General features: G+C 35.0%; 25 protein-coding genes and 2 pseudogenes. 20 read left to right on the forward strand and 7 right to left on the reverse strand.

Going from position 1 to position 25,622, the window contains the following annotated elements; genetic code table 11:
* Positions 1–366: 366 nt before the first annotated feature.
* The 7 genes from BM211_RS14495 to BM211_RS14520 all read left to right on the forward strand — a co-directional run bounded on the left by BM211_RS14495 (position 367) and on the right by BM211_RS14520 (position 7,388).
* On the forward strand, positions 367–2,307 hold the full coding sequence (locus tag BM211_RS14495) for a lasso peptide isopeptide bond-forming cyclase (protein WP_035436929.1): 1,941 nt from the start codon (positions 367–369) through the stop codon (positions 2,305–2,307).
* Positions 2,308–2,321: 14 nt separating this feature from the next.
* Positions 2,322–2,477 carry a paeninodin family lasso peptide gene (locus BM211_RS26025; protein WP_141771646.1) on the forward strand — a complete coding sequence of 52 codons (156 nt, stop codon included), beginning with the start codon at positions 2,322–2,324 and terminating at the stop codon, positions 2,475–2,477.
* A gap of 158 nt (positions 2,478–2,635) precedes the next feature.
* A complete protein-coding gene (locus BM211_RS14500; RefSeq protein WP_035436932.1) occupies positions 2,636–3,562 on the forward strand; it encodes a phosphoenolpyruvate carboxykinase (ATP) in 927 nt (308 codons plus the stop codon).
* Between the two features lie 3 nt (positions 3,563–3,565).
* Positions 3,566–3,871: a lasso peptide biosynthesis PqqD family chaperone gene (locus BM211_RS14505; protein ID WP_051957385.1), complete on the forward strand. Its 306-nt coding sequence runs from the start codon at positions 3,566–3,568 to the stop codon at positions 3,869–3,871.
* A 39-nt stretch (positions 3,872–3,910) separates the two neighbouring features.
* Positions 3,911–4,363, forward strand: a complete 453-nt coding sequence (locus BM211_RS14510; RefSeq protein ID WP_035436935.1) for a lasso peptide biosynthesis B2 protein — start codon at positions 3,911–3,913, stop codon at positions 4,361–4,363.
* 21 nt (positions 4,364–4,384) lie between these two features.
* Entirely contained in the window at positions 4,385–5,572 is a 1,188-nt protein-coding gene (locus tag BM211_RS14515) for a nucleotidyltransferase domain-containing protein (RefSeq protein ID WP_090998179.1), read from the forward strand.
* Positions 5,573–5,585: 13 nt separating this feature from the next.
* Entirely contained in the window at positions 5,586–7,388 is a 1,803-nt protein-coding gene (locus BM211_RS14520; protein WP_035436939.1) for an ABC transporter ATP-binding protein, read from the forward strand.
* Positions 7,389–7,596: 208 nt separating this feature from the next.
* Here the strand turns inward: BM211_RS14520 and BM211_RS14525 are convergent, their stop codons facing one another.
* Complete coding sequence (locus BM211_RS14525; protein ID WP_231559749.1) at positions 7,597–8,421, reverse strand: peptidoglycan-N-acetylglucosamine deacetylase; 825 nt, start codon at positions 8,419–8,421, stop codon at positions 7,597–7,599.
* A 218-nt stretch (positions 8,422–8,639) separates the two neighbouring features.
* Here BM211_RS14525 and BM211_RS14530 point away from each other — a divergent pair, with 218 nt between their 5' ends.
* Genes BM211_RS14530 through BM211_RS14540 form a run of 3 tightly spaced genes read left to right on the forward strand, consistent with a single transcriptional unit; the run spans position 8,640 to position 10,324 of the window.
* Entirely contained in the window at positions 8,640–8,951 is a 312-nt protein-coding gene (locus tag BM211_RS14530) for a PadR family transcriptional regulator (protein ID WP_090998182.1), read from the forward strand.
* 3 nt (positions 8,952–8,954) lie between these two features.
* Positions 8,955–9,500, forward strand: a complete 546-nt coding sequence (locus BM211_RS14535; protein WP_090998185.1) for a DUF1700 domain-containing protein — start codon at positions 8,955–8,957, stop codon at positions 9,498–9,500.
* A gap of 5 nt (positions 9,501–9,505) precedes the next feature.
* Positions 9,506–10,324, forward strand: coding sequence for a DUF4097 family beta strand repeat-containing protein (locus BM211_RS14540; protein ID WP_090998187.1), 819 nt, complete (start codon positions 9,506–9,508; stop codon positions 10,322–10,324).
* 26 nt (positions 10,325–10,350) lie between these two features.
* On the opposite strand, the gene lexA is transcribed toward BM211_RS14540, so the two are convergent.
* Positions 10,351–10,971: a transcriptional repressor LexA gene (gene lexA / locus BM211_RS14545; protein WP_035436950.1), complete on the reverse strand. Its 621-nt coding sequence runs from the start codon at positions 10,969–10,971 to the stop codon at positions 10,351–10,353.
* Between the two features lie 140 nt (positions 10,972–11,111).
* On the opposite strand from lexA, the gene BM211_RS14550 reads away from it, so the two are divergent.
* Together BM211_RS14550 and BM211_RS14555 are read left to right on the forward strand one after the other, a co-directional pair.
* Positions 11,112–11,768, forward strand: a complete 657-nt coding sequence (locus tag BM211_RS14550) for a YneB family resolvase-like protein (RefSeq protein ID WP_035436952.1) — start codon at positions 11,112–11,114, stop codon at positions 11,766–11,768.
* A 45-nt stretch (positions 11,769–11,813) separates the two neighbouring features.
* A complete protein-coding gene (locus tag BM211_RS14555; protein WP_035436955.1) occupies positions 11,814–12,053 on the forward strand; it encodes a DUF896 domain-containing protein in 240 nt (79 codons plus the stop codon).
* 45 nt (positions 12,054–12,098) lie between these two features.
* On the opposite strand, the gene BM211_RS14560 is transcribed toward BM211_RS14555, so the two are convergent.
* Entirely contained in the window at positions 12,099–13,682 is a 1,584-nt protein-coding gene (locus tag BM211_RS14560; RefSeq protein ID WP_090998190.1) for a bifunctional metallophosphatase/5'-nucleotidase, read from the reverse strand.
* 179 nt (positions 13,683–13,861) lie between these two features.
* Here BM211_RS14560 and BM211_RS14565 point away from each other — a divergent pair, with 179 nt between their 5' ends.
* The gene (locus BM211_RS14565; RefSeq protein WP_090998193.1) at positions 13,862–14,596 is read left to right on the forward strand and encodes a MerR family transcriptional regulator; all 735 of its coding nucleotides are present in this window, start codon (positions 13,862–13,864) and stop codon (positions 14,594–14,596) included.
* Between the two features lie 89 nt (positions 14,597–14,685).
* Positions 14,686–15,126 (forward strand): SH3 domain-containing protein, encoded by a 441-nt coding sequence (locus BM211_RS14570; protein WP_256217116.1) that lies wholly within the window; start codon positions 14,686–14,688, stop codon positions 15,124–15,126.
* Between the two features lie 92 nt (positions 15,127–15,218).
* On the opposite strand, the gene BM211_RS14575 is transcribed toward BM211_RS14570, so the two are convergent.
* The 3 genes and pseudogenes from BM211_RS14575 to BM211_RS14585 all read right to left on the reverse strand — a co-directional run.
* Positions 15,219–15,611: a hypothetical protein gene (locus BM211_RS14575; RefSeq protein WP_090998196.1), complete on the reverse strand. Its 393-nt coding sequence runs from the start codon at positions 15,609–15,611 to the stop codon at positions 15,219–15,221.
* A 47-nt stretch (positions 15,612–15,658) separates the two neighbouring features.
* Positions 15,659–16,015: a DUF6973 domain-containing protein gene (locus BM211_RS14580; RefSeq protein ID WP_090998199.1), complete on the reverse strand. Its 357-nt coding sequence runs from the start codon at positions 16,013–16,015 to the stop codon at positions 15,659–15,661.
* A gap of 423 nt (positions 16,016–16,438) precedes the next feature.
* Positions 16,439–16,747, reverse strand: a pseudogene (locus BM211_RS14585) (hypothetical protein); the annotation flags it as partial.
* A 673-nt stretch (positions 16,748–17,420) separates the two neighbouring features.
* Here BM211_RS14585 and tkt point away from each other — a divergent pair.
* The 5 genes from tkt to BM211_RS14610 all read left to right on the forward strand — a co-directional run bounded on the left by tkt (position 17,421) and on the right by BM211_RS14610 (position 24,012).
* The gene (tkt, locus tag BM211_RS14590) at positions 17,421–19,421 is read left to right on the forward strand and encodes a transketolase (RefSeq protein WP_090998201.1); all 2,001 of its coding nucleotides are present in this window, start codon (positions 17,421–17,423) and stop codon (positions 19,419–19,421) included.
* Between the two features lie 206 nt (positions 19,422–19,627).
* Positions 19,628–20,068 (forward strand): sporulation inhibitor of replication protein SirA, encoded by a 441-nt coding sequence (gene sirA / locus BM211_RS14595; protein WP_090998204.1) that lies wholly within the window; start codon positions 19,628–19,630, stop codon positions 20,066–20,068.
* 77 nt (positions 20,069–20,145) lie between these two features.
* The gene (locus tag BM211_RS14600; RefSeq protein ID WP_035436970.1) at positions 20,146–20,370 is read left to right on the forward strand and encodes a YneF family protein; all 225 of its coding nucleotides are present in this window, start codon (positions 20,146–20,148) and stop codon (positions 20,368–20,370) included.
* A gap of 127 nt (positions 20,371–20,497) precedes the next feature.
* A complete protein-coding gene (locus BM211_RS14605; protein ID WP_090998208.1) occupies positions 20,498–22,249 on the forward strand; it encodes an ABC transporter transmembrane domain-containing protein in 1,752 nt (583 codons plus the stop codon).
* Entirely contained in the window at positions 22,249–24,012 is a 1,764-nt protein-coding gene (locus tag BM211_RS14610) for an ABC transporter ATP-binding protein (protein WP_090998211.1), read from the forward strand. Before BM211_RS14605 ends, BM211_RS14610 begins: the two co-directional genes overlap by 1 nt.
* A 596-nt stretch (positions 24,013–24,608) precedes the next feature.
* Here BM211_RS14610 and BM211_RS14615 read toward each other — a convergent pair.
* Positions 24,609–24,815 carry a DUF3903 domain-containing protein gene (locus BM211_RS14615; protein ID WP_090998214.1) on the reverse strand — a complete coding sequence of 69 codons (207 nt, stop codon included), beginning with the start codon at positions 24,813–24,815 and terminating at the stop codon, positions 24,609–24,611.
* A 149-nt stretch (positions 24,816–24,964) separates the two neighbouring features.
* Here BM211_RS14615 and BM211_RS14620 point away from each other — a divergent pair.
* Positions 24,965–25,276, forward strand: a pseudogene (locus tag BM211_RS14620) (NUDIX domain-containing protein); the annotation flags it as partial.
* Positions 25,277–25,622: the final 346 nt, after the last annotated feature.

A 25,622-nucleotide genomic window follows, 5' to 3' on the forward strand; every position in this document is an offset into this window, starting at 1 on the left:
TTAAACTGAAAAATTCTTGTTATTATAATGATATTGTATAATGGGATAATAATTCACATCACCATTTTGTTCTTTTTATAGAACAAAATGGTGATGTAAAAAAATTATATGTATAGAATCAATTCGCAGATCTTATCTGTCATTTTTGTAAAATAATATAGGATTGTTCTTTAAAGAGAATGAATGGAATTAATGATATAAAGATTCATTATAAACTGGCGGAAATTTATCCTGTATTAACGGTCGGAAACCTTTACCTTCAGATTCTGAGAAATTCAGAGAAAATAGGTGAAGAAAACCTCTTTGATAACCGTGTCACTTTATCCGATTGGATTTTACTTATTTGTTGCATAACGGGAGGAAAAAATGAGTGCTATAACTGGAATTTTACATTTTAACAATGAGTCTATACCAATTGAATATGGTATTAGATTAATGAAGGATTTGCAAAAATATCCTGCTAATGATATTCAAATATGGCACAAAGAAAACGTTTTCCTCGGCTGTCATGCACAATGGATCACACCAGAGTCCGTTGGTGAACAATTGCCCTTTTATGATAATGAAAGAAAATTGGCAATTACAGCAGATGCTATTATCGACAATCGTGAGGAGTTATTTGAGAGGTTGCAAGTTGATTATGTTGATAGGAAAAGGATAACAGATAGTCAGTTGATTTTGCTCTCCTATCAAAAATGGGGGGAAGAAAGCCCTAAATATTTGGTAGGCGATTTTGCTTTTATGATTTGGGATGAAAAAAATCATAAATTATTTGGAGCAAGGGACTTTTCTGGGGGCCGAACGCTATATTATTGTTGTAATCAACAGCAATTCGCTTTTTGTACGACGATACAACCATTGCTATCATTACCTTATGTACAAAAGCAATTAAATGAACAGTGGCTTGCTGAATACTTGGCGATATGTGGAATTGTCGATGTAGCCGATACTACTATAACGCCTTATAAAAATATAGAACAAGTACCACCATCACATAGCATTACAGTAGTTGGGAATAAAGTAACGCTTTCTAGATATTGTACGTTAGTTTCAGAAAGAAAGCTACGCTTAAAGTCAAATGAAGAATATGTAGAAGCATTTCAAGATGTTTTTCAAAAGGCTGTTACATCCCGATTACGAACTTACCGACAAGTTGGAGCACAGTTAAGTGGAGGATTGGATTCGGGTTCTATTGTGAGCTTTGCTGCCAAAGCTTTACGTGAAGAAAACAAACCATTACATACATTTAGCTACATACCACCAAATGATTTCGAGGATTTTACACCTAAACATTTAATGCCGGATGAGCGACCGCTTATTAAAGAAACGGTACGACATGTAGGAGGTATAAAAGATAATTATTTAGATTTTAAGGGAAGAGATCCTTTTTCTGAAATAACGGATTTTCTCGAAATAATGGAGATGCCATATAAATTCTTTGAGAATTCTTTTTGGCTGAAAGGTATGTTTGAGGAAGGATACAAGGAAGAAGTTGGAGTCCTTTTAAATGGTGGAAGAGGAAATCTATCTATATCATGGGGATCAGCTCTGGATTATTATGCTCTTCTTTTAAAAAGGCTAAAGTGGATTCGCCTAGGTCAAGAACTGCATCAATATAGTAAAAATGTAGGTGGAGCTAGATTACGGAGGTTACCATACATTGCGAGATTGGCATTTCCGTCTATTGATAAAGCGCTTTCATCAGGTGCGCCGTATACATTTCCGATGATAATAAATCCAGATTTTGCGAAAAAGATGGATGTGTTTAATAAACTTAGAGAAAATGGCATTGATGAAGCGGAATGGGCTTCTACAACGAACTTATTTGAACAAAGAAAAAGCCATTTTGAAGAGTTGTTTTATTGGAATGCAAGTAATACAGTGGCAACGAAATTATCATTGAATTACTCATTATGGAAACGCGATCCAAGTAATGACATACGTGTGATTCGTTATTGTTTATCTGTACCAGAAGAGCAATATGTACAAAACGGTGTGGATCGTGCGTTGATTCGTAGATCTACCGAAAAGTATTTGCCTGATAAAGTACGATTAAATCAAAATATTCAGGGTGTACAAGGAGCGGATTGGGTTCATCGAATGAGCCCGCACTGGAATATGTTTATAGAAGAGTTAGAGCGAATGAGTACAGACCAAAAAGCTTTAGAATTTTTAGATGGTGAAGTAATAAATCGAGCTCTTCTAAAAGCTAAAGAGGGGCCACTTTCAGAACGTGCAATCGATCCTGATTATAAGATTTTAATGCGTAGCTTAATTGTTTATCGATTTATTCAACAATTTACTTGAAAGGAGGTGAGAATATGAAAAAGGAATGGCAACAACCTGTATTAGAAGTACTTGATGTTAACATGACAATGGCTTCAACAGTTTATGGTCCATATACTGATGAAGCATACAACCCTGGTCACCCTGTTGATCCAAAAAATCCTGATACTTGGAACCGTTTTACTAGCTGAGTAAGGATTAGCATATACAATTTATCTTGCTGAATGTATATCTATGAAAATATGTAAAATGTTCTTATTTTTAAGTTCGTATATGCTAAAAAGACCTTTATACTTTTATATTGTATAAAGGTCTTTAATTTAACCATGGATATATTGGGGTGAAAATAATGCTAGAAACTGAAAAAAAGGTAATGTATAAAGCCTTTGATTTCAAAATTTCAAGTGAGATTCCTTTGCCGGAATTACATCGAATAAATGAACAAGAGGTTTCAATAGACATTGAAATTCAAATTGATAATATGTTAAGTTTTTCCTCTGAATTAGTAGATACACCATTTAAACATGTTGTTAAAGATAATCAAGTGATGTTTTATGTTCCTGATGTGGGCTTTTTTTCCGCTCAAGCGGGAAAAAGGATAGCAGTTTGCCCGCTCGATGGTGCAGATGATAGTTTGGTGAGGCTCTATATTCTTGGAACATGTATGGGTGTAATATTGATGCAAAAAAAAATACTTCCACTGCATGGCAGTGCTGTAGTAATTGATGGGAAAGCATATGCTTTTGTAGGTGAGTCAGGTGCTGGAAAGTCGACGTTAGCTTCGGCGTTCATGAAGAAAGGATATAAACTTCTAAGTGATGATGTAATACCTGTATCTCTTTCTAATGATAATGTTCCTATCGTAACACCATCATATCCGCAGCAAAAGTTATGGCAAGAAAGTCTTGATAATTTTGGTATGGATAAAAGTCAATATAAATCAATATATGGTAGAGAAAATAAATACAGTGTTCCAGTTTCTTCTCATTATTTTTCTAAGCCAGTACCACTTGCAGGTGTATTTGAATTAGTAAAGACAGAGAATGAAATGGTTGAATTACAACCAATAGAAAAACTTGAGCGTTTACATACCATTTTCCGTCAAACTTATCGTAATTTTCTTATTCCACGCTTAGGATTAATGGACTGGCACTTTCATATTTCTACAAATATGATAAACAACCTTGCTGTTTATCGATTATGTCGACCGTTGTCTGGATTTAGTGCTCCGCAACTAGTAGACCTAGTAATAAACACTGTAAAAAAAGGAGAATAAGTGATGTCGAAAAAACAGGATATTTTATTAAATCAATTTATTGCACAAGTCCCAGGGAATATAGTAAGTGATATGGATGGAGAAAAAGTAATGTTAAGTATTTCTAATGGGAAATACTACAATCTAGGTGCAGTAGGTGGAACTATTTGGGCGCTTATAGAGAAACCCATATCGGTTACGAAAGTGGTTACTGAATTAATGCAAGAATATGAGATTGATCAGTCTACATGTGAAAAGCAAGTTATTTCTTTTTTGGAACTCTTGTTAGATGAAGCTTTGGTTGAAATCGTAGACGGGACAGCCGAGTAATCTAGTATTTTATCCTAGATAAGAAGTAGGGAAGTGTGTATGAATAGTATAAAAAAGATGCGAACGTTTCTTTCACTAGATATGAAAACAATGTCTTTATTTATAGAGGCTTATATTTATTTGGGGTGGGCTCGTATTCTTAAAGGTAGGCCATTCTCTAAGATTGCTCCTACATTAGGTGTTCCTATGAATGAAACATCTTTAAGTTATAATGAGTCTAATAAATTTGTATTGAGAGATATTTCCGAAGCAATACATATTATGAGCCGTCATACCTTTTGGGAAAGTAAGTGTCTTGTAAGGGCAATTGCTGGAATGAAAATGCTAGAGAGACGACAAATGGAGAGTACATTATATTTAGGAACTGCGAAGGATGAGAACGGAAATATGATTGCTCATGCATGGTTGCGTAGTGGTCCTTTTTATATTACTGGAGCAGAAGAAATGAAGAGATTCACTGTAGTAAATAAATTTGCTAGAAAAATTGGTTAAAAAATCTTGAAGGAGAATATCATGCATAATAGTTGTGGGCTTGATTTAAATTGTGTGACTAAGGAGCTCAAATTGCAGCTGGAAATTATGAAAAGAGAAACTGCTGCGGAGCTACAAGAAATCGATAAGGCTTGGTTTGCAAACATCGATTGGGATAAATTTCTCGAATTAACAATTCATCACCGTGTGTACTCGTTCATTTATCCAAAGATGAAAGAATTGGATGGGAATTTGGTTCCTGTATATGTCATACAAACTTTACATCAATATTTTAAGATGAATACATTTCAAATGCTTCATTTAAGTGCAGAAATGGAACATATGAGTAAATTGTTTGCACAAAACGAAATTCGTCTCCTTGTATTAAAAGGTCCTGTACTTGCTGATGATCTTTATGGTGATATTTCTCTACGTACTTCGAGTGATTTGGATGTTCTCATTCCTTTACATCATCTCGATAGAGCGGAAGAACTTTTATTGAACCTTGGCTATGTGAAAGATGATTATATTGAGAGCGTTTTAAACGACTGGAAATGGAGACATCATCATGTAACATATATTCATCCTCAGAAGAACATTAAGATTGAAATTCATTGGAGATTAAATCCTGGTCCAGGAAAGGAACCACATTTTGAGGAACTATGGAATCGAAAGAGAATAAGTTCTCTTACTAGTGCCCCTGTTTACATTTTAGGTAGAGAGGATTTATTTTTATTTCTAGTTTCTCATGGTGCACGTCATGGTTGGTCAAGGCTACGTTGGTTAGTAGACATTAATCAAATTGTAAAGCAAAAACTTGATTGGGAAAAAACTATTAAGTTATTGAAGAAAAATTATTACTTTCATATAGGTGGTCAAGCATTGTTTTTAACTTCGCAGTTACTAAAGACTCCATTAATTGAAGAAGTGGAACCATTGTTATCTGGTAACCGTCCGAAGATGTTAGCGCAGGAAGCGGTATTTTATTTGGAAAGAATGGTAAACTTACATACAGATCCTGTTCCGGAAGATATAGCAATGTACCATAGTCGGCATTTATTTTCATTAATGTCTTATCAGCAAAAGTTTTTATATATTATGAGTTGCCTTTATCCTTATCCAATTGATGCTGAAACATTGCCGTTACCTAAGCAACTTCATATGTTGTACTTTCCTTTACGTCCTATTTTATGCATCTGGAGAAAAATAAGAAAGCGCGAATTAACATGAGGAGGACAAAATAGTGGAGCATCTCTTATATTTTGCAAAGAAGTTACATTCTTTTTCTGGGAAAATATTGTATATAAATTTATTAGGAATGGCCTTGGTCAGTCTTTTAGAGGGGGTAGGAATTCTTTTATTAATTCCTATGATAAGTATCAGTGGAGTTGTAAAGGTAAATAGTGGTTCAACCCCAGTCCCAGAGATGTTTAAATTTTTGCATAATATCCCTGAAACAATAAGTTTGTTGCTTATTTTAGGCATTTATATCTTTTTGGTAATAGCTCAGTCCCTCTTGCAACAAAATCTTGCTCTTCGCAATACAAAAATTCTTATGAATTTTACAAACTATATAAGATTGGAAATTTATCGTTCTTTATTACAGGCAAATTGGTCTTTTTTTATAAAAAAGAGGAAGTCTGATCTTATCAATGCGATGACTGAAGAATTAGGACGCGTTATAAATGGAACAAACTTATTTTTTCAGATGTTAACTGCACTTGTTTTTACAATAATACAGTTCGGAATCGCCTTATGGCTATCTGTAAAAATAACAATTTTTGTACTATTCGCTGGTTTAGTACTTGCTTATTTTTCTAGACATTTTATAAAAAAGTCAAGGACGTTAGGGAATCAAACATCGGAGATAGCCAAAAGTTATCTTGGTGGTATAACAGACTATTTTAATGGAGTTAAAGATATTAAAAGTAATATGTTGGAAGAATCCAGATATACATGGTTGCATACTTGGTGCAAAAGGATAGAGCAAGAGCAATTGGCATTTATAAAATTGAAAAATAGCTCACAACTTTTTTATAAAGTTACATCGTCTATTCTAATCGCATTTCTTATTTTTACATCTGTAAAACTATTTCAAGCTCAGCCTGGACAATTAATATTAATTATCCTTATTTTTTCTAGATTATGGCCGCGATTTACAACTATTCAGTCTAACCTGGAACAACTTGCTGCAAGTGTTCCTGCGTTTAAGTCTTTAATCGAATTACAAGAAGACTGTCACAGAGCCGCAGAACTGCATGATTTAGAACGACAATATAAAGATGCAAAACCAATGTCTATAGATAAGGGGATTGAATGTCGGGATATTTATTTCTGTTACAATTCGAAGGAATCTTTATATGCTCTTCAAAATATTAATTTCCAAATAAACTCCAATTGTATGACTGCTATTGTCGGACAATCGGGTGCTGGAAAAAGTACACTAATTGATATTTTAATGGGACTTATGCAGCCAGAAAAAGGACAAGTGTTAATAGATGGAATCCCTCTCACAAATGATAATTTATTATCATTCAGAAAATGTATTAGCTATGTTTCACAGGATCCATTTTTATTCAATGCAAGCATAAGAGAAAATTTGTTGATGGTTGAACCAAATGCAAGTGAAGAACAAATATGGGAGTCGCTGGAATTTTCAGCTGCTGCTGAATTTGTACGAAGACTACCACACGGGCTTGATACTCTTATTGGAGATCGCGGAGTGAGGCTTTCTGGAGGAGAAAGACAGCGACTTGTACTTGCAAGAGCTATTTTAAGAAAACCTTCAATTCTAGTATTAGATGAAGCGACAAGTGCGTTAGATACGGAAAACGAAGCAAAAATTCAATCTGCTCTAGAAAGATTAAAAGGAAAAATGACCATTATCGTGATTGCTCATCGTTTATCAACGATACGTAATGCTGATCAAGTAATTGTATTAGATAAGGGAAAAATCGTTCAAAAAGGAGCCTTTATCCAATTGGCGAAAGAAGAAAGTGGTATGTTTAGTAAGTTGTTAGGAAATCAAGTTGAAGTTAGTGTTTAGGGATAGTAGCACCCAAATAAACACAAATCTTAAGAGGAATTAAATTATTTTTCATAAGAGACTATAAAAAAGCGAAAATCCCGTATCGTAATTGTTGACTAGACAAAACACGAGAGGAGTTTTCGCTTTTTTCTCCAAGTTTATCAAATCTATCTTGCCTTTACCATCTTTTTAACTATTTTGCTCCCTATTGATGAAGGTTTCTATTTTATTTTCTTTGCTTTGAGGTATTAAACATTTGTGTGAGAGTCACGAATCGCGCTCCGTTCGATGTAAGGTTAGGAATAAATTGATCGAGGGCGTCTACAGACCCCTGTAAATTCCCCCCAGGTGCAGTATGTTGTAAGAGAATACTTCCAGGAAATGCATTTCCTAATACTTTGTTTGTAATTTCCCGGGCATTTAAGCCTTTCCAATCTAATGTATCTACACTCCATTGAATAGTCATAAAGTTCTGTTCAGTAGCCCACTGCATCTGATTTTCATTTATAATCCCATAAGGAGGACGGAAGAATTTAGGGGAGTATCCAGTTAGCTTTTGTAATATTTTTTCCGTTTTTAACAGCTGTTCATGATATTGCTTATCATCTATTTTTATTAAATTAGGATGATTATAAGTATGGTTTCCTACAATATGCCCCTCGTTAACAATGCGTTTTACAACTTCAGGATATCTCTCAGCATTTTCACCCAATAGAAAAAATGTCGCTTTTACACCATATTTTTTCAATTTATTTAATACTTGAGGAGTGTAAACGAGATCTGGACCATCATCGAATGTGAGAGCAACTTCGGCCTTGTTATAAGGTCCTGCAAATGCATATGCGTATTTTTCTACCCATGAAAAAGGAGTCCATGACCCCCTAACTGGCGGATTCCTTTGAAGGATAGGAATGGTTTCCGCATAATGTGAATGAGAAAGTGTATTTGGAACAAGTGGATAGGAATATGTTAAAGATGGAGTCTCACGTGCCATATAATAAGGAACATATTGATAAGGAACTATTGTTGGGGTTGGATAACAATTGTATATCATTAAAATACCACCTTATAAAAAACAGTCTCTTTAAAACTTTTATATGTCAATAATTGTGGTTTGGTTAGAGGTTGGAGAAGACATCAGTGAACCAAAACTTCGCTTTGATTTGTAAAAATTGGAACAGTACCTTGTATTATTCAATACTGAGTGGTACATTATAATTAATAAGGTACCTTGCATTGAATAGTACTAGATGGAGAGGAGGATTACTTTTGAATGTTCAATTTAAAAAAGGGGTATTGGAGCTTTGTGTTCTTGCGCTTGTAAAGAAACGAGATTGCTATGGCTATGAATTAGTTCAGCAAATTTCAAATAAATTTTTCATATCAGAAGGATCAGTGTATCCTTTGTTACGTCGTCTAACGAAAGAGGGGTACTTTCAGACGTATTTAAAAGAATCTTCGGAAGGGCCACCGCGTAAGTATTATCAGTTAACTAATGAAGGTGCAACTCAGCTTCATGCACTTGTGACAGAGTGGCGCGATTTTGCAAGGGGAGTACAAGAAATTATTGAAGAGGTGTAGGGGATGACTAAAGAGAAATTTCTTCAAGAATTATCGGAACATCTTAGAAAACTACCAGAAGAAGAACGAAACGATATTTTATATGATTATAGAGAACATTTCCAATTTGGAATAGAAGAAGGGAAAACAGAGGAAGAACTTATAAAAGCGCTTGGTTCTCCTAAGGTAATTGCTAAGGAAACGTTAGCGTCTCATCGTATAGAGCAAGTGAAGCATAATCCAACCATTTTTAACGTATCAAGAGCAATTGTAGCAATTATTGGACTTAGTTTTTTAAATTTGGTTATTATGTTAGGTCCGTTAGTAGCAATTGGTAGTCTTATTTTATCACTTTGGACAGTGAGTGTTGCATGTATATTATCACCATTACTTTTGTTAATCAAAATAGTTTTCGCCCAAATTTTTATTGTATCTGATGTATTTGTCGCTATTATACTCTTCGGCATTGGTTTACTTTTAGGGGTTGGTGCGTATTATTGTACGATTTGGTTTAAAGTACTATTTGTTAAATACGCTAATTGGAATTTAAAAGTAATTAAAGGAGAGTAGATAAGATGAGGAAAGTTGTATTGATTGCGTTTGTTTGTATTGCGATTGGGGGAATCGGTTTATTTATTACAAGCTCAGCCTTTTTTATTAAAGCTGCGAATGGAGCGGTAGAAACAAAGAAATTGGAACAGAAACAATTTAAAAATGAGCAAATTAAAAATATTCATGTTGACACAGATGTTGGAGATGTTGTCATTGAAAAAGGTCAGACTGATTTGTTTGAGGTTCGATATAGCAGTGATCAGGAAAAGCGAAAATTAAATGTAAATGAGAACGGTGAAATGCTGCAAGTGGAAGTGAAAATGAAAAAGAAACATATATTTGATTTTTCCTTTTTTTCATTTGATTTGAAAGACGATACCCTTACAATTATTGTGCCTGAACGTGTATATAATAAAATTGAAGCAGAGACAGCAGCGGGAACGATTCGTGTAGAAAATATTCAAAGTGGAAATATATCTGCGCATTCAGCAGCTGGTGATGTGAAAATGAAGGAAATAAAAGCGCAAAATGTAAAAGTGTCATCTAGTGCGGGAGATATTGTTCTTCATAAAGTAGAAGGAAAAGTGCGTGCAGATTCGGCAGCAGGAAGTGTAGAGATAGCGCAGCATAATCCAGAGTATAGTGTTGAGGCGGATTCGGCAGCGGGAGATGTCAATATTAAGCTGAAGGAAATGCCGAAAGATGCTGTTGTGAAAGGCTCCGCTAATGTAGGAGAGGTACAGATTTTTGGAAAAGAAAATAAAGAAATAACTTTAGGTAACGGAAAGGTGCAGATTAAAGGGAAAACATCAGCGGGCTCTATAAAAATCGAGGTGGATTAAAAAACAGACCAAATTTGGTCTGTTTTTTAATGTAAATGACGATATACACCAATTACTTTTCCGATAACAGAAACGTTATCTAAAATAATAGGTTCTAAAGAAGAGTTTTCTGGCTGTAAGCGGAAATAATCTTTTTCTTTGTAAAAACGTTTTACCGTAGCTTCATTATCGTCTGTTAAAGCTACAACGATTTCACCATTGTATGCAGATTGCTGCTGGCGAACAACAACTAAGTCTCCATCGAAAATTCCTGCTTCAATCATACTGTCTCCAGAAATGCGTAACATAAATACTTGATCTGAACCCGAAACGAGATTCGCTGGAAGTGGAAAATGTTCTTCTACACTTTCAACTGCTGTAATTGGTAAACCAGCTGTAACTTTTCCGACAATCGGTACGTGAACGACTGGTTGCGTATCTGTTTGAGTAGTGTCGTCTCCTAAAATTTCAATTGCTCTCGGTTTTGTTGGATCGCGTCGAATGTATCCTTTTTCCTCTAAGCGAGATAAATGTCCGTGCACAGTAGAGCTAGAAGCAAGGCCGACTGCTTGACCGATTTCGCGTACGGAAGGTGGATAACCTTTTTCTTGTACTTTTTGTTTAATAAAGTCAAGAATATCTTGTTGCCGTTTCGTTAACTTCTCCATATTTTTCACACCTCGTTTTCTATAAATTTTCTTATTTTTATTATAACATGCAAGAAACCATTCTACAAACGTAAGTTCGAACGAAAGCTGGATTTGTGATACACTAAGATGTAAAAAATGAGATAGAGAAGAGGGTTGAAATGAATGCGATTATTTATGCACGTGTGAGCACGACGAAAGAAGCACAGGAAACATCATTAGTACGCCAAAAAGATGAATTATTGCATTTAGCTAAGCAGTATCAAATGAATGTCGTAAGAGTAGTAGAAGAGAAAGCGAGCGGATATAGCATAGAACGGGATGGGATTTTGGAAGTGTTAGATACCATTCGTGATGAACATGTTGATGTGCTCCTTATTCAAGATGAAACGCGTCTCGGAAGAGGGAACGCGAAAATTGCCTTAATGCATTGTTTGAATAAAGAAGAGGTAAAAGTATATACACATGCACATAATGGCGAATTACAGCTTTCTGATTCAGATTCAATGGTTCTTGATATTATTGGTATAGTAGAGGAATATCAGAGAAAGATTCATAATTTAAAGATTAAACGAGGAATGAAGAGAGCTGTAGAAAATGGATTTCGTCCCGAAAAAAACTTAAAGAATCGACATTTAAGCACAGGGCGTGAGAAAAAAGAAGTACCTATTGAAGAGATTGTTCGTCTGCGCCGCAATGAGTTAACATTTGAAGAAATTGCAGCAACGCTCCGTGGTTTTGGTCATGATGTATCAAAAGCAACGGTCCATCGCCGTTATGTGGAGTATACGAAGCAATCGCTTGATAAACAAGGGTAACTATTGTATGATAATAATCAGTTTGTAGTAGAAAGGGGATTCGAGATGCTAAGTCACGAACTCATTGAACGCATTAATTTCTTAGCGAAAAAAGCTAAAGCAGAAGGTTTAACAGAAGAAGAGCAACGTGAGCGTCAATCGCTCCGTGAACAATATTTAAAAGGTTTTCGTCAAAATATGTTAAACGAATTGAAATCAATTAAAGTTGTTAACGAAGAAGGTAAAGACATTACGCCGAAGAAGTTAAAAGAATTAAAAATACAAAATAATGCAAAATTAAATTAAAAGATGGGCGCAGCCCATCTTTTTTTAGTTTGATAGGAAAATTTGTTAGGTGACAACTTTCCAATTATGATTCGTTGTCGCTTCGATTGTTTTTCGTTCTAATATGTAATTTGCAATGAGCTCAGACATATCAATTGGTATATCTTTTATAATGGGCTTATTTTGATACATAGCATAATTTCCGCCACCGCTTGCCCGATAATTGTTCATGACAACTTCATACTCTTGATGCAAGTGAATAGAAGACCCCTCATATTGGAGGGAAACGACTCTTTCCCCTACTGGTTTTGAAATGTTTAATATGTATGAAATGCCTTCCCACATATCGTAATTATAATGCTGCGGTTTTGGTTCGATATATGCAGGGTTTACAATGATATTTCCATCTGTATCTAACGAGAAATATTCAGCAGTTAACTCAAGTGCCTCTTTTATATCTTTTCCTGTAACACGAACAACTTTTAATGTATTTGGATAAATATAATTCGAAACAATATCTCTCATTGTAATCTGGTTTGGAAAGCCGGAAGATTCGTTATGAAACAGACTTGTACATGAAATATCTACTCCGGATACATCTATCTGTACTTTATTTATAAATTCGATAAAGGCGCAATCTTGTAAGCGAGTTTGCATCGCATCGTGAATCAACATATCACCAACAATGGAGCCAATAGGTTGGTCTAACCATTCTTGCGTTCGCTCTTCATATGTCGACACAAGTGAAAGCACCTTCTCATCTGCTGGAATACCTTCAATAGGTAATAATTCAGAATGACATTCTTCAATCATCCACTGATTTTGATTCTTTGTTAAAGTGACATGGACTTTCCCTAATGAACGGCCATTAGATCCAGTTTGTAGGACAGTTACACCATTTACTTTTGTATGAGCAATATAGCGATGTTGATGCCCCGTTAATAAAATATCAATTCCTTCAATTTCTTGACACATTGCATATCCTTGATTTTCACCTGTTAAAATCTCTGTTGGTTCTCCGGTTTGTAAGTCACGTTCAAAACCGCCGTGGTAGGCTACAATGAGTAAATGTGGTTGTTCATGCTCTTTAATATAGGAAACCCACTGCTTTGTTGTTTCGAGTGCATTTTCGAATATTACATCTTCAATATGATGAGGCTGTTCCCAATTTGGAATGTAATGCGTTGTTACTCCTAAAACAGCAATTTTTATATCTGGATGTATATGTTTAATTATATATGGCTTTCCAAAGTAAGGTTCCCTTGTTTGTTTATTTATAATATTAGCGGCTAAATAAGGCATATTTGCATGAGCAACAGCTTTATTTAATACGTCCATTCCGTAGTTAAATTCATGATTTCCAATAATCGCTGCATCATAACCAATATGATTGGCGAGAATCGACATTGGATTTTCTTCATTCTGCATATATTTGGCGTAGTAATAAGTAAACGGAGTTCCTTGTATGAAATCACCGTTATCAATTACGAGAACATGATCATTCTGGATGCGTTCCTGTGCAATGCGCGTTGCGACCTTTGCTAGTCCTAGTTCTGCATTTTCGTTATTTTGATAGTGTATCGGGTAAACCGTACCATGAATATCACTCGTTAATAAAATATTTACATTTACAATGTTGTTTTGATTCAATGTTATCAACCTTCTTTTATATAATCCTTCTGCAGGGAATATCACAGTTTGTTTTCATGTGTATTATCTACATTTGAAGTAAACATATATGCAACTGCGACTTTAGAAATTTTTATCTTTTCATGTTGACTCTCACGTTACGTTATACTTTATTGTATGAATTAAGGGAGGGAAAAACAATGACAATGAAAGTAAAAGAAGTTGCAGATTTAGTTGGTATTAGTGTGCGCACACTACATCATTATGATGAAATTGGGTTATTAGCCCCAGAGGAGACGACCGAATCTGGTTATCGCCTTTATTCCGATGATAATCTGGAGACGTTGCAACAAATTCTATTTTTTAAAGAACTTGGCTTCCCTTTAAAGAAAATTAAAGAAATTATCGATAATCCTTCATTTGATCGACAAGAGGCACTTGTTTTGCATCGTAAAATGTTGCTTGAGAAGCGCTCTAGATTAGACAAAGTGATTGCGACAATTGATAAGACGATTCAACACTCGAAAGGGGAAATTCAAATGACAAACAAAGAAAAATTTGAGGGGTTTGATTTTAGTCAAAATCCGTATGAGCAAGAAGCGCGTGAAAGGTGGGGAAATGAAGCGGTTGATAAGGCTAATAAAGCAGCGAGCAGTATGACGAAAGAGAAACAAGAAGAATATAATGCGATTTATAGAAAGCTTGCAACGCTTCGTAATGATTCACCTGAATCAGAACAGGCTCAAGAAGCAATTCAAGAATGGTATAACTATTTACAGAACTTTGGTCATTACTCATTGGATGCGTTTAAAGGTTTAGGACAAATGTATGTCGATGATGAACGATTTACAAAGAATATTGATCAATTCGGTGAAGGATTAGCGAAGTTTATGTGTGATGCGATGGCAGTGTATGCAGATCGTAATAAGAAGTAACATGTACGCTTGTAATTGAAAAGGCTCTACTCTCCAAATGGAGAATAGAGCTTTTTCTGTGAAATACGTAAAAGTCGGACTGTGTAGTTGTGAGTTGTTTAAGCATTTTATCTACTAAAAAGCGTTTTAGATTAGAGGGAATTGGTAACTGTGATGTAGCTAATATTCGTAAAGAACCTAATGTAAATGCACCTATTATGCGTCAAGCTACAAAAGGAGAAGGGCATACGTATTATGAATGGCATTATGACGGCTCTCATTTTTGGTACAAAGTATTAGAAGAAAATTGGTTACGTGATGATGTCGCTTCAATTAATAAAGATCGCAAGTCAACAGGTGTTGTATGGGTCAATGCAACTGATGTTAACTTGCGAAAAGGTGCAAGTACAGGTGACGCTGTTATCAATAAAATTACCAAGCGTTCCGCTTATGATGTTCATTATCGTTATGAAAATTGGATTTATGTAACGGGTGAAGGTGTGGAAGGTTGGATGTATTTTGATGAGTCTTATGTAAATTGGTTGAGATAATAAAATAGTCAGCTCTAATTAAAGTGCACCTCCAATTGTTAGACTGTGTCTAGCAATTGGGATGCACTTCAGTGTACGGTGACCCCATTCAGCTACTTTTGCTTTACTTGTATGTCTAACGTTCCATCTTGACGAACAGATTTAATAACAATATCTATTGTACCTTTACCTTTACCTTCAAAATAACCAAATATAACCACTTTTTGCATTTTTTTATTATTATCTTGATAATTTAAAGTTAAACTATTTTCTCCTACATCTTTTAAATAAATTTTAGTTTTATATTGTTTATTAGAATTAATAGTAGGTATTGTAATTTGTTTAGTTTTCCCACCATCAATAATTATAAGATTCTTAATATCTTGATCTGATTTGTTAGTAATTGTAATATCAAAACCATGATTAAAAAATACAAAATACAATATTCCTATAGTCGAGATAGTTAATACTACTAAAATCGTATAAAACCATTTGTTTTTTTTCATCATTTAAACTCTTTTCTTGTTTGTAATTTTAAAAGATAAAAAGGAATTTAATACCAAATAGGTACTAAATCTCCATTTCCACCAAATACTCTAAAATAACCCCATCTTGCTAATTGTCTTAATTTATCATGGCCCTCACCAGCGTGTGCTCTTCCGACAGCATTATTGTGTAAATCCATCTTCTTATCATTTCCGCTACTAGTTGATTCATGGGCAGTAGCGAATTCAGCAGCTATACCTTGTCCAAGTCGATGCGCCATGTGTTCGTTCCAGTGAGCATGTCTAAAAGCATCTTGATGATCCCACAGACCGTCATCATGTGGATACATTTGTCTTGACATAGTTAATGCCCAATTCTTTGTTTCATTAACTGTAGGTACTGCCCATGGATACTTCTTAACCAAGTATAGTTCTGCAAGTGTTAACTTTGGATAATAATAGCTGTACCTAACTTTAGAGCCATTACCATTTTCTTCAGATATTTCAAGTGCTTTATCAAAAATTTGTACAGTTTTATCCTCATCTGATTTTGTGGAATTATTGACATCTTCTATATAGTCTAATAATTGATTAACATCCCCTTTGATATTTCATACTTTCAAAAAAAATTTATATTCAGAATATACTTTTTTCAAGTGAAATCCCCCTTTTTTGATAAAAAAGTATTTTTTTAGCAAAATATGAACAAAAACTATTGATTTGAATCAATTTATGTAAGGGAAATGACAAAAGAAGAGGTTGAAGCGTTTAGATACTTAGAAGATACCTTTTCACAAGATTTAATGAATAAAGTAGAAAGCTCTCTCATGTGAGAAGGGCTCTTTTTATTATTTATTCATTTTATTCACCGCTTTATTCAATTGGCGTTCATTTGCTAAAGTAGCTTCATTTGTTGTTTTATCAACGCCACGGTAGTTGTATTTTGAGTTTTGCCAGAAGTCAAAAGCAAAATCCTTCATTGCTTTTTCTTTCGTATTTCTCTCAACTACTTGAGATTTAAAAATATTTGTAAGCATATACTCATGATTAGATAAGTCTTTAATATAGTTTTTATTCTTGTACTCTTTTATGATGTCATTTCCAAATGTTTTAACTTCATCGTCAGCTGGTTTATAATCATGTACATATCGATCGATTATGCCAATTTATTTCACGTCATATACTCAAATTGCATATTTTTCGACTTGGTGTAGGAGATGACGATAAAAAGCTACTCCTATTTTTTTATACACATATGTTATTAATAGAAGAAAACAAAATAGCATAGGATAAAGTCTAGTAGGGAATGAGATTTTATCTACAATTTGTAAGTTACAGTTTGCGACGCGAAGGCACTTAATGCTTGTACATGATAGGGGTGGTATTAGAAAAGAAAATCGAATACTAAAAGAATTAGAACGATACGTAGATGTAACGGTTGTGTTGAAATCATCTGAATATTAGGTGTATTGAAAAACCTATAGAATTTCGTTGTGGTGGAGAAAATATTTGCATTATTTCAGGTGTAATGTTTAAAGATAATAATGGCTTACATGTAAGGATTATTTGCAGTAAAACATGATTTGTTTGTTAGAGTTTTTGTTATGCAGGACATATTTTAATTTGACCACATTCTTTTAAAAAAACGTGAAAACCTAAAAAAGTATAGCAGATTGAAACCCTATACATTGTGGAAATTAGTACGTTTTTTGAACAAAATTCGAAAAAACATCAACATATTTGTCGATACATGTTGTATAATCTTGCAAGGAAAGATATCATATAGAGGTGTAAAACGTTAACTTTAATATAAGCGAAGGGAAGAATAGCATGACACATTCAATCGAACAACTTTCTATCAACACGATTCGCACATTATCCATTGATGCGATTGAAAAATCAAACTCTGGTCATCCAGGAATGCCAATGGGTGCAGCACCAATGGCGTATACATTATGGACGAAATTTATGAAACATAATCCAAAGAACCCAACGTGGTTTAACCGTGATCGTTTCGTATTATCTGCAGGTCATGGTTCAATGTTACTATATAGCTTACTGCATCTAGCTGGTTATGACGTAACAATCGATGATTTAAAGAGTTTCCGTCAATGGGGAAGTAAAACACCAGGTCACCCTGAGTTCGGTCACACACCAGGTGTAGACGCAACAACAGGTCCACTTGGACAAGGTATTTCAACAGCTGTTGGTATGGCGATGGCTGAAAGACATTTAGCGGCGAAATACAATCGTGATGAGTATAATGTTGTTGATCACTATACATACGCAATTTGCGGTGATGGAGACTTAATGGAAGGCGTTTCTTCTGAAGCATCTTCATTAGCAGCTCATTTAGGATTAGGTCGTCTAGTTGTGCTATATGATTCTAATGATATTTCATTAGATGGCGATTTAAATCGTTCTTTCTCTGAAAGTGTAGAAGATCGTTATAAAGCATACGGCTGGCAAGTAATCCGTGTTGAAGATGGAAACGATATCGAGGCAATTGCGAAAGCACTTGAAGAAGCAAAAGCTGACGAAAAACGTCCAACATTAATCGAAGTAAGAACAACAATCGGATTTGGTTCACCAAACAAATCTGGAAAATCAGCTTCACATGGTTCTCCGCTTGGCGTGGAAGAAACGAAGTTAACAAAAGAAGCATATACTTGGGGATATGAGCAAGACTTCCATGTACCAGAAGAAGTGTATGAAAACTTCCGTAAAACAGTACAAGATGCTGGTGAATCAGCGCAAGCTGAATGGAATGAAATGCATGATGCGTATGTAAAAGCATACCCAGAATTAGCATCTGAACTGCAAGCAGCAGTGAAAGGTCTTCTTCCAGAAGGTTGGGATAAGAACTTACCAAAATACGAAATCGGTTCAAAAACAGCAACTCGTTCATCTTCAGGACAAATTATTAATGCAATTGCTGAATCTGTACCATCATTCTTTGGTGGATCTGCAGACCTTGCTGGTTCTAACAAAACATATATGAACAAAGAAAAAGACTTCACAAGAGAAGACTATAGCGGTAAAAATATTTGGTACGGTGTACGTGAGTTCGCAATGGGTGCAGCAATGAACGGTATCGCACTTCACGGCGGTTTAAAAACTTATGGTGGTACGTTCTTCGTATTCTCTGACTACTTACGTCCAGCAATTCGTCTTGCTGCGTTAATGCAACTGCCGGTAACATATGTGTTCACGCATGATAGTATCGCGGTTGGAGAAGATGGACCAACGCATGAGCCAGTTGAACAGCTTGCAGCGCTTCGTGCAATGCCAAATGTAGATGTTCTTCGTCCTGCTGATGGTAACGAGTCTGTTGCAGCTTGGAAACTAGCGTTAGAATCTACAAAAACACCGACTGCATTAATCTTAACTCGTCAAGACCTTCCAACATTAGAAGGTGCAATTGAAAATACGTATGAAAAAGTTGCTAAAGGTGCATATGTAATTTCTTCAAGTAAGAAAGAAACTGCTGATGTAATCTTACTTGCAGCTGGATCTGAAGTAAGCTTAGCAATTGAAGCACAAGCAGCATTAGCTAAAGATGGTGTTGATGCATCTGTTGTTAGCGTGCCGTCTATGGATCGCTTTGAAGCACAATCAGCTGAATATAAAGAATCTGTATTACCAAAAGCAGTAACGAAACGTTTCGCAATTGAAATGGGTGCTTCTTTCGGATGGCATCGTTACGTTGGTCTTGAAGGAGATGTATTAGGTATCGATACATTCGGTGCTTCTGCTCCTGGTGAAAAGATTATGGAAGAATACGGATTCACTGTAGAAAACGTTGTTCGCAAAGTAAAAGAAATGCTATAATGATTTTAGGAAAATCTCTCCGGCATGGAGGGATTTTTCTATGTAAAAGAAAATATCCGTTATTTTTTGAGGTAGTAAAACTTTATTGATGGAAGTTTGCTATATTCGACAGAAAAAGTTTTTTCTTTCTCCGCAGTCAGACAATCATTGCGTGTTTATTTCTATATAATGAAGGAAATAAAGTTGTCCAATGCGGGAGGGAAAGTATGAGAGCGTATGAACTATACTTAATTCGAGAAGATATTACGAAGGCGTATTTCGGTCGTGAGTTTTTATTATTTGATTTGTTTGCTCGTTTTGCACAGTCTCGTTCCCTTTCAGAAAAGAAAGTGTTGTATAAACAAATGAAGTATATAACGTTGCCTTTACAAGTAATGAAATTACATTATAAAATGGAACAAGCTCTGCGAACATATGGGACATACGAAAGAAATGGATATATGCACACGGTGTCTAATGAAAATGTGTACGGGGAAGTGCGTATTAAATCACAGCATATCCGAATGTATACTTCTGAAAATGTTGAGTTAGAAACTGCTATTTTTGAAGTGCTTAGAAAATGTGAAATGACATTTCTTGCGATGGATTATGAGAATAAGCAGTATGGATGGCTAAATCCTCTCAAACAAGCGCGTACTTATATATAAAAATGTCGAATACAATCTTGTCTTATTGAAAAGGTTTTAGTACACTGTAAGGTAGACAACATGAAGGAGGAAAATATATGTCAACTTGGGTAATTGTTCTATTGAGCGTATTAGCAGGACTAGCTGCAGGCGTAGCGTTAGGATTTTTTATCGCACGCAAATATATGATGAACTATTTACAAAAAAATCCACCAATTAATGAACAAATGTTAAAAATGATGATGATGCAAATGGGACAAAAACCATCCCAAAAGAAAATCAATCAAATGATGAGCGCAATGAACAAACAACAACTGAAATAAGCGCTAGAAAGGGCACTCCAATTGGAGTGCCCTTTCATATTGTCTTTCTGAAGTGTTTTAAACTTTAAAAAATTCAGTATTTTTGATAAACTGAAAACACCGCTCATTTGGGATAGGAGGTATATCAATGAAGGTTTTTTTAGACTTAGCATGGTTTTTTAAACAAGAGAAGCGAGCGTACATAATGGGTAGTTTTTTATTGCTTGGCGTTGCTCTTCTTGAACTCGTACCACCAAAAATAATTGGGATCATTGTTGATGAAATTAGCAATCAATCTTTAACGACTCAAAAGTTATTACAATGGGTATCAATTTTAGTTGGTGCTGGGGTATTGGTTTATATTTTGCGTTATGCATGGAGAATAATGATTTTTGGCTCTTCCTTAAAATTAGCTCGTCAATTACGGCGAAAACTGTATGAGCACTTTACGAATATGAGTCCATCCTTTTATCAAAAACACCGAACTGGTGATTTAATGGCCCACGCAACGAACGATATTCAAGCGGTACAGCAAACAGCAGGTTCTGGGGTGTTAACGCTTGTAGATTCATTAACAGGTGGCGGATGTGTTCTTTTGGCGATGGGGTTTACAATTAGTTGGAAGTTGACGTTGCTCAGTTTAATTCCAATGCCAATTGTAGCTATCTCGACAAATTATTACGGAACTTTGTTACATCGTCGCTTTCATAAAGCGCAGCAGGCATTTTCAGAAATCAATGATAAAGTTCAGGAAAGTATGAGTGGAATGAAGGTAATTCGTTCACTTGGTCAAGAAAAAGAAGATTTGCAATCATTTCGAAAAAAATCAGAAGAAGTGGTACATAAAAATATTCTCGTTGCTCGCATTGATTCATTATTTGATCCAACAATTGCTTTAATTGTAGGTTTTTCATTTTTAATTGCAGTATGTTACGGCTCTGTATTGGTTGTTCGCGGAGAGCTTACGATAGGAGAACTTATAACATTTACTACTTATTTAGGTACGCTTGTATGGCCGATGCTAGCGTTTGGTTGGCTGTTTAATATTATGGAGCGTGGCCGTGCGTCGTATGATCGTATTCAAAATTTATTTATGCAAGTTTCTGATGTGGTAAATAGAGAAGGGGCAAGCGAAGAAGTAGCAAGTGGTGACATTGAGTTTGATATTGACACATTCTCGTATAAGAAAAATGAAGTAATAAATCTACAAGACATTCATTTTTCCTTACGAAAAGGAGAAACGTTAGGAATTGTAGGACGTACGGGATCAGGGAAAACGACATTATTAAAATGTTTAATTCGAGAATATGATCATTTTGACGGGAACATACGAGTTGGGGAAAATGATATTCGAGATTTGACACTACACGCTATTCGTTCTTCCATTTCATATGTACCACAGGATCACTTTTTATTTTCTGCAAGTATTGGTGAAAATATCGCATTTGGAAAACCTAGTGCTACATATAAAAATATTGCACATGCAGCTGCTATTGCATGTATCCATGAAGATATTACGAAATTTCCAGAAGGATATGAAACTGTCGTTGGTGAACGCGGCGTTTCCTTGTCTGGCGGCCAAAAGCAGCGTATCTCGATTGCCCGTGCATTATTAACAAATGCTGAAATTTTAATTTTAGATGACTGCTTATCAGCAGTAGATGCAAAGACAGAAGAAACGATTTTGACATCATTAAAACGTGAACGTCAAAATAAAACGACTATTATTACAGCCCATCGCTTAAGTGCGATTCAACATGCAAATTTAATACTTGTTATTGATGATGGAAAGATAGTGCAGCGTGGTACGCACGAAAGTTTAATGCAACAAGATGGATGGTATAGGGACATGTATGAAAGTCAGCAATTAGAAGCGCTAGTTGAGAAAGGAGGAGTATGATGCAGGAAAAAAAACAAAGTGATTTATGGCGCCTATTATCATATTTGAAGCCTTATAAAAAACTGCTCACTTTTGCGTTTTTATATTTAGTTGGTGCAACTATTGCGGAAATGATGGGGCCCTTTTTAATTAAGGTATTTATCGATGACCACTTAGTCCCAAAAAAATTTGAACAAAATGTGTTAATAACGCTATTTATTGTTTATGTAGTGTTTCATTTATTAAAGGTGTTGTTTACGTATTTAAATTTATTGTATTTCCAAAATATAGCCTTTAAAATTGTGCAAGATCTGCGCATAGAAGTATACGAACATGTACAAAGTTTATCGCTTAGCTTCTTCGATCGTACACCAATTGGAACGCTAGTTTCGCGAATAACAAACGATACAGAAGCAATTAAAGATTTCTATGTAAGTGTACTATCTACCTTTGTAAAGAATATTGTTTTTTTAATTGGTATTTTAATATCTATGTTTTTATTAGATGTGAAACTTGCACTGTTTTCATTACTACTCATTCCGATTATGATTACAATCATGGCTTTTTATCGTCGGAAAAGTTCAGTTTTTTATTTAGAACTTCGCCATCAATTAAGTATTTTAAATGCAAAATTGAATGAATCGATTCAAGGTATGAATATTATTCAAGTATTCCGACAAGAGAAACGGATGCGTAAAGAATTTGAAGAAGTGAATGAAAAACATTATGGAGCGGGGCGCCGCAATTTGAAATTAGATGCTTTGTTATTACGCCCAGCAACTGATCTTGTTCATACGTTAGCAATTGTATTGGTGATCACGTTGTTTGGAATTGATGCAATGCATAGCCCTGTTGAAGTGGGTGTATTATATGCCTTTGTAAACTACATTCATCGTTTCTTTGATCCAGTAAATGAAGTGATGATGAAATTATCTTTCTTTCAGCAAGCGCTAGTATCTTCATCACGTGTGTTTCAGTTAATAGATGAAAAGGATTTAGCGCCAGTACAACAAGGTGATGCAGCCCCTATAATGATGGAAGGGGAAATTGAGTTTAAAGATGTTACCTTTTCTTATGATGGAAAACGTGATGTGCTTAAAAATGTGTCCTTCCATGTGAAACCTGGGCAAAATGTTGCTTTTGTTGGGCATACAGGTAGTGGGAAAAGTACAATTATGAACTTATTGATGCGGTTTTACCACATTAATAAAGGTGAAATTGTAATTGATGGAGCGCGGTTAGAGAACTTTCAAGAGATGGAGATAAGAAAACGTATTGGTCTTGTACTACAAGATGCATTTCTTTTTGCTGGAACAGTGAAGCAAAACATTCGTATGTATGATGAAGGTATTACAGATGAAGAAGTGGAAGGTGCTGCGAAATTTGTACAGGCAAATACATTTATTGAACAGTTGCCAAATCAATATGATACAGAAGTGGTTGAGAGAGGAGCAGCGTTTTCAAGTGGCCAAAGACAACTTGTAGCGTTTGCAAGAACGATTGCAACAAATCCAAAAGTATTAGTGTTAGATGAGGCAACAGCAAATATTGATACAGAAACAGAAGAAGCGATTCAAACCGCATTGCAGCATATGCGAAAAGGGAGAACAACTATCGCGATTGCACATCGCTTATCTACAATTCAAGATGCAGATCAAATCTTTGTGATGCACGATGGTCAAATTGTTGAAAGAGGAACACATCAAGAATTGCTGGCGAAACAAGGGTTATACTACAATATGTATTTACTGCAGAATAATGGGAGCCTTCAGAAAGCCTTGTGAGAATAAGGCTTAGAAGGCTTTTTCTAAAAAATAGTAGAAATAACTTGATTATAGAAGGGGGAGTACTACGATTCATTGCTCATAAACCCTACTCTCTATGATATAAATTCATTTTAACTTTACGAGATAGTAATCGCTGCTATGCAAAATACAACATGATCTGCACGCCGCTGCTTTTTTGTTTTAAACTTTGTATGTTGCAGATAAAGTTCCTGACCGCTTCTATGCACGACCAGATGCTCTCGCCCTCTCATAAAGAGAGGGTTTTATTAATCTATTAATATGTATTACATATTAATTATATATGTAATACATATTTCCGATATGAAGAAGATTACTATATTATATTAAGTGTAACATTCGAATGTTTGATGTATTACCGGTAATATCCCTATCCCTTTTCTAAAAATGCGAACGAAACTTCCCTTTTTCTGGATGATTTGTTGTAGATTATACAGAAAATATTGTTCGATATTCATTATGGAACGTACATAATGGAAAGATCCCGATCTCATAGAGGATGCCCCTAATCTTCATGTGATAATATGTACGGAAAGAAAACATATGATCGGAGAACAAAAAGCTGACCATTTTGGTCAGCTTTTTGTTGTTTCTGTTATGAATTCTTCTTTTTTAACTTCTGTCTTTAATAATAATGTTTTCCCAAAACGTCGCTGGCATTCTTCAGTTATTTTTTGAATTGCCAATGTGTTAGAAGAAGCAGCAATGGTCACGGTTGCTTGTCTTGTTCCTCGGTTTTTTTCACAAAATACACAATCCACAACATACTTAGAAAATTTCACAAAATCCTTCCTTTCTGTTTTTAGGAATGCGCTGTCAATGAAGTTGCTAGAAATATTCGATAGATTATAAGTTTTTTCCTCTTTTTTCGAGGGGAAAATAAGTGAAATACAGAATAATATGTATGGGAGGGAGAAAGTAGTGAAACGTTGGATTGGAATACGGAGAAACGCTAGAAGAATGCTGTATACGTGAAGTATGGGAAGAAACAGGTTATCACGTTGAAGTTATTGAAATGGTGTATGAAAAAATAGGTGTTACGTTTAACGTCCCTGTACAAGTACATTATTATGTTGTGAAAATAGTAGGGGGAGAAAGAAAAATTCAAGATCCAGATGGATTGATTTATAAAATTGAGTGGAAACGGCTGGATGAATTAATAGATCTTCCACTTTCATTTCCGGAAGATTATGAGTTGTTGCATCGATGTGTGAATATTGAATGTCCACTAGGAAATGATTGAGGCGAGAAATGCGAAAATGTACATGAACGAATTGAATAGCGAAAGAAATAAAAGAAAACGCTCTCTTATATGCGTTTTCTTTTATTTTTATAAACTCTGAAATACGATAAGTGAGCTACATATATTAATTTTTCTACATATAAGTCGTTCCTATGTAGAAAACAAAATGACCTACACTTGGCGTTCTCCTTTTGTTTTCAATCCGGCATGTGTTAGGAAAAGCTCTGACCGTTTCTATGCATGTCCAGATGCTCTCGTTCTTCTCAAAAGAAAGGGGATTATGTCAGTTTTTTAACTTATATTTAGACTTGCTGTAATTGTTAATACCATCAATAAAATATTTAGG

Origin of the sequence: Bacillus sp. 491mf (assembly GCF_900112415.1) — a bacterium.
Lineage (GTDB): Bacteria > Bacillota > Bacilli > Bacillales > Bacillaceae_G > Bacillus_A.

What these genes read in the sequence shown, in the direction of transcription:
- BM211_RS14500 (WP_035436932.1), top strand. Translation starts at nt 2,636, where the DNA reads ATGCTAGAAACTGAAAAAAAGGTAATGTATAAAGCCTTTGATTTCAAA.
- BM211_RS14575 (WP_090998196.1), bottom strand. Translation starts at nt 15,611, where the DNA reads ATGAAAAAAAACAAATGGTTTTATACGATTTTAGTAGTATTAACTATC.
- BM211_RS14495 (WP_035436929.1), top strand. Translation starts at nt 367, where the DNA reads ATGAGTGCTATAACTGGAATTTTACATTTTAACAATGAGTCTATACCA.
- sirA (WP_090998204.1), top strand. Translation starts at nt 19,628, where the DNA reads ATGAGAGCGTATGAACTATACTTAATTCGAGAAGATATTACGAAGGCG.
- BM211_RS14510 (WP_035436935.1), top strand. Translation starts at nt 3,911, where the DNA reads ATGAATAGTATAAAAAAGATGCGAACGTTTCTTTCACTAGATATGAAA.
- BM211_RS14600 (WP_035436970.1), top strand. Translation starts at nt 20,146, where the DNA reads ATGTCAACTTGGGTAATTGTTCTATTGAGCGTATTAGCAGGACTAGCT.
- tkt (WP_090998201.1), top strand. Translation starts at nt 17,421, where the DNA reads ATGACACATTCAATCGAACAACTTTCTATCAACACGATTCGCACATTA.
- BM211_RS14605 (WP_090998208.1), top strand. Translation starts at nt 20,498, where the DNA reads ATGAAGGTTTTTTTAGACTTAGCATGGTTTTTTAAACAAGAGAAGCGA.
- lexA (WP_035436950.1), bottom strand. Translation starts at nt 10,971, where the DNA reads ATGGAGAAGTTAACGAAACGGCAACAAGATATTCTTGACTTTATTAAA.
- BM211_RS14610 (WP_090998211.1), top strand. Translation starts at nt 22,249, where the DNA reads ATGCAGGAAAAAAAACAAAGTGATTTATGGCGCCTATTATCATATTTG.
- BM211_RS14515 (WP_090998179.1), top strand. Translation starts at nt 4,385, where the DNA reads ATGCATAATAGTTGTGGGCTTGATTTAAATTGTGTGACTAAGGAGCTC.
- BM211_RS14535 (WP_090998185.1), top strand. Translation starts at nt 8,955, where the DNA reads ATGACTAAAGAGAAATTTCTTCAAGAATTATCGGAACATCTTAGAAAA.
- BM211_RS14555 (WP_035436955.1), top strand. Translation starts at nt 11,814, where the DNA reads ATGCTAAGTCACGAACTCATTGAACGCATTAATTTCTTAGCGAAAAAA.
- BM211_RS14550 (WP_035436952.1), top strand. Translation starts at nt 11,112, where the DNA reads ATGAATGCGATTATTTATGCACGTGTGAGCACGACGAAAGAAGCACAG.
- BM211_RS14540 (WP_090998187.1), top strand. Translation starts at nt 9,506, where the DNA reads ATGAGGAAAGTTGTATTGATTGCGTTTGTTTGTATTGCGATTGGGGGA.
- BM211_RS26025 (WP_141771646.1), top strand. Translation starts at nt 2,322, where the DNA reads ATGAAAAAGGAATGGCAACAACCTGTATTAGAAGTACTTGATGTTAAC.
- BM211_RS14565 (WP_090998193.1), top strand. Translation starts at nt 13,862, where the DNA reads ATGACAATGAAAGTAAAAGAAGTTGCAGATTTAGTTGGTATTAGTGTG.
- BM211_RS14505 (WP_051957385.1), top strand. Translation starts at nt 3,566, where the DNA reads ATGTCGAAAAAACAGGATATTTTATTAAATCAATTTATTGCACAAGTC.